A 2,498-nucleotide genomic window follows, 5' to 3' on the forward strand; every position below is an offset into this window, starting at 1 on the left:
GCAGCTGAGAAAGTTAACCAGCAGGACGCCGGTTGTGATCGCAAGAGAGGAGAGAAGCACTGCAACGGGGAACGGCAGGAGCGCCGGAGGCGCTTTCGCCCTCCCCGTTTCCCCGCAGGGGAAAGAGGGTTTTTGCGGTTGCCCCGATGATATGCACCGGGGCTAAGATTTCCGATCAGATCGGTTCTTCGCTGTCACCTCCGTTTTCCTGCTCATAGTGCATCATGGCCATATTCAGCAGGGCATTAAATCCCTCGATGCCAGCCCCGTCCGGCTCGCACTGTTCGCACAGGTGCAGCAGATTGGCCAGAAAATCCGTGATGACAGTTTGCACGCTTTCGCTTTCCCTGTTCAGCCCGGTTTTACGGGCAAATTTCCAGAGCACATCTGCAGCCAGCGCGGCGTGATCATCGTTGCTGCGGATTTTTATCGGTTCAGCCTGGCCTTGCAGGCGTTCTGCCATCGTCTCCAGCACGGTGGCCGGAACAGCGTTCAGTGTGTTGCTCATCATGTTTCTCTCTCCCTGCGGCAGGTCTGCCCTGCCGCTCTGTCAGTCAGGCGGCCACGGTGGCCAGAAAGTTTTTCATAGCTTCGAAACGGCTGCGGAACTCCAGACGTCCCTGCCAGTCATTGAAGTAATAAACGGGGGTATAACGCACGCGATTTGCTTTCAGGGTCAGCGTATTACCGGTCACGACTTTCGCAGGGATACCCAGCAGTGACAGCTGGATAAAGGCCATATCAGCCACCATCGGATCGATATCTGTGCAGGTGGCATAAAGCTGTTCTGACGGGTTATATCCCGCGTCAGTCATCCAGTATGCAAAGGCAATGACCATACCGGCGCTACCACAGGCAGGCTCATCGAGCGTCATCCAACCCTCACGCTTTATCGTCTCCTGAGCGCCGGGCATGAGTAGTCCGGCCATCAGGCGGGAGATGCAGGACGGGGAAAAATACTGCCCCATTTCGTCCGCGCCCAGCTCATGCTCCATATACAGTGCGCCCAGAAAATCATGCATTTCACCCGCCAGCCCCTCCACCAACAGGCAGAACAGCTGTCTCATGGCGTCTAAATCGTCCGGCTGATACCGCCCGCAGATTCGTCGGCTGTTTTCGATGCTTTCTGGCGATCGTATGCTCGCTATATCAAGCCCGCTGGCGGCCAGGGTGATAAAGTCGCGGAACACTTCGGAACGGCGCATATATTTCGCGGTTTGACGGAACACACTGGCGAACTGCTTACGCGCCTCAGCTGGCGACTGCACCCGGACAGGAGCGGAAACCCGCGGCTGCGGATCAGCCTGGTCTGCCAGGAACAGGGATTCAAAACTCAGTTGTGACATGGTTTCTCCTTACCGGCCGCCCGCAGGCGGCCGTCTCCTGTTAAGCCAGTCCAAGCGCCGGGTAGACGCTGACAGCCAGACCACAGTCAGCATCGGCGGCGTAGCCCGTTTCGGCATTTACCACGGACAGGAACGGTTGCCACTGTGAGAAGCGCAGCGCGGGTACGCGAGCGCGTTTTCCGGCGCGGAGGGCATTTACAAATGCCTTCGCCTGTGCGACAGTTTGCGGGTCAAATTTCACGATCAATCTCCTTACTTTGGTTGTGATTGCCGGTTCACCGTTACAGCGGCTACCCGGCGTTGAGAAAGCAGGGGCAACCCTGCTTTTTTAATGCGCGGAATTCAGCGGCGCATCGAGACAGAAACGGGCGATCACGTCGCCAATCAGCTCCCGGTGATGGCGGGTGTGCAGGTCGTGGCACTCAAAGAAGCGCGCGCCGTACCGGACAAAAATCGCGGTCACATCCCCGCCCGTAAACTCCATCGACTTGAACGACTCCCCGCCATACCCTCTGCACCAGTCCACTGGCGGCAACGTTTCCAGCTGGTCGATGTACCGGGCCTCGGTGATTTCCACCCAGGGACGGCGATAGCCGTCATTCAGCTTTTCCTGCACCTGAGTCGCGGGGATCAGCTCCGCGTCCGGATAGAGACGGCGCAGGGATTCCAGCGTTTTCGCTTCACGCTGAGTCACCCACTGCCCGTCCAGCTGTGTTGCGCGGTCATAAACAGCGTTATGAGACGGAACGAAAAAGGCCATTGGTGCAGCGGTCGGGGTGTTAACGTTCATCTTTCATGCTCCTGTCTGATGAGGTTCCGTGCGGCGGCCGCACGGGGTGAACCGGATTTAAATGTCGATACCTGCGCGCTCGATCAGGCGCGCAAACTGTTTGAAGTGGTCAGCTTCAGCCACATGGATATGGCGGAACTGTTTATCGACGCCGCTGCTGAGGGCGTAGAAATAGGTGCAGCGCATCGTTTCGGGGCAGCGTCTGCGCAGTTTCTTCAGCTCAGCAAGGCTGCTGAACTCCAGAACGTCGGCTTCCTCCGCTGAGTTTTTTTTCGTCTCAGCGACGAGGATCGTGTACGACACGGGTTTTCCCCCCCATCTTTCTGGAAGATTCTTGAGCGGCGGTTTTGACGTTGACGTTT

General features: G+C 57.6%; 5 protein-coding genes. All 5 read right to left on the minus strand.

Annotation, left to right across the window (positions count from 1 at the left end; genetic code table 11):
• Positions 1 to 175: 175 nt before the first annotated feature.
• The 5 genes from HMPREF3143_RS02340 to HMPREF3143_RS02360 all read right to left on the minus strand — a co-directional run bounded on the left by HMPREF3143_RS02340 (position 176) and on the right by HMPREF3143_RS02360 (position 2,439).
• Positions 176 to 511: a hypothetical protein gene (locus tag HMPREF3143_RS02340; RefSeq protein ID WP_045409790.1), complete on the minus strand. Its 336-nt coding sequence runs from the start codon at positions 509 to 511 to the stop codon at positions 176 to 178.
• Positions 512 to 554: 43 nt separating this feature from the next.
• Positions 555 to 1,346, minus strand: a complete 792-nt coding sequence (locus HMPREF3143_RS02345) for an N-6 DNA methylase (protein ID WP_045409787.1) — start codon at positions 1,344 to 1,346, stop codon at positions 555 to 557.
• Positions 1,347 to 1,386: 40 nt separating this feature from the next.
• Entirely contained in the window at positions 1,387 to 1,587 is a 201-nt protein-coding gene (locus HMPREF3143_RS02350; protein WP_031494497.1) for a hypothetical protein, read from the minus strand.
• Between the two features lie 87 nt (positions 1,588 to 1,674).
• Positions 1,675 to 2,136, minus strand: a complete 462-nt coding sequence (locus HMPREF3143_RS02355; RefSeq protein WP_052672942.1) for a DUF1419 domain-containing protein — start codon at positions 2,134 to 2,136, stop codon at positions 1,675 to 1,677.
• A gap of 57 nt (positions 2,137 to 2,193) precedes the next feature.
• Positions 2,194 to 2,439 carry a hypothetical protein gene (locus tag HMPREF3143_RS02360; RefSeq protein ID WP_070531638.1) on the minus strand — a complete coding sequence of 82 codons (246 nt, stop codon included), beginning with the start codon at positions 2,437 to 2,439 and terminating at the stop codon, positions 2,194 to 2,196.
• Positions 2,440 to 2,498 lie beyond the last annotated feature (59 nt).

The organism is Enterobacter sp. HMSC16D10 (genome assembly GCF_001807145.1).
Taxonomy (GTDB): domain Bacteria; phylum Pseudomonadota; class Gammaproteobacteria; order Enterobacterales; family Enterobacteriaceae; genus Enterobacter; species Enterobacter roggenkampii.

Excerpts from the sequence above, each read along its gene's own strand:
- HMPREF3143_RS02340 (WP_045409790.1), bottom strand. The coding sequence starts at position 511 with ATGATGAGCAACACACTGAACGCTGTTCCGGCCACCGTGCTGGAGACG.
- HMPREF3143_RS02345 (WP_045409787.1), bottom strand. The coding sequence starts at position 1,346 with ATGTCACAACTGAGTTTTGAATCCCTGTTCCTGGCAGACCAGGCTGAT.
- HMPREF3143_RS02355 (WP_052672942.1), bottom strand. The coding sequence starts at position 2,136 with ATGAACGTTAACACCCCGACCGCTGCACCAATGGCCTTTTTCGTTCCG.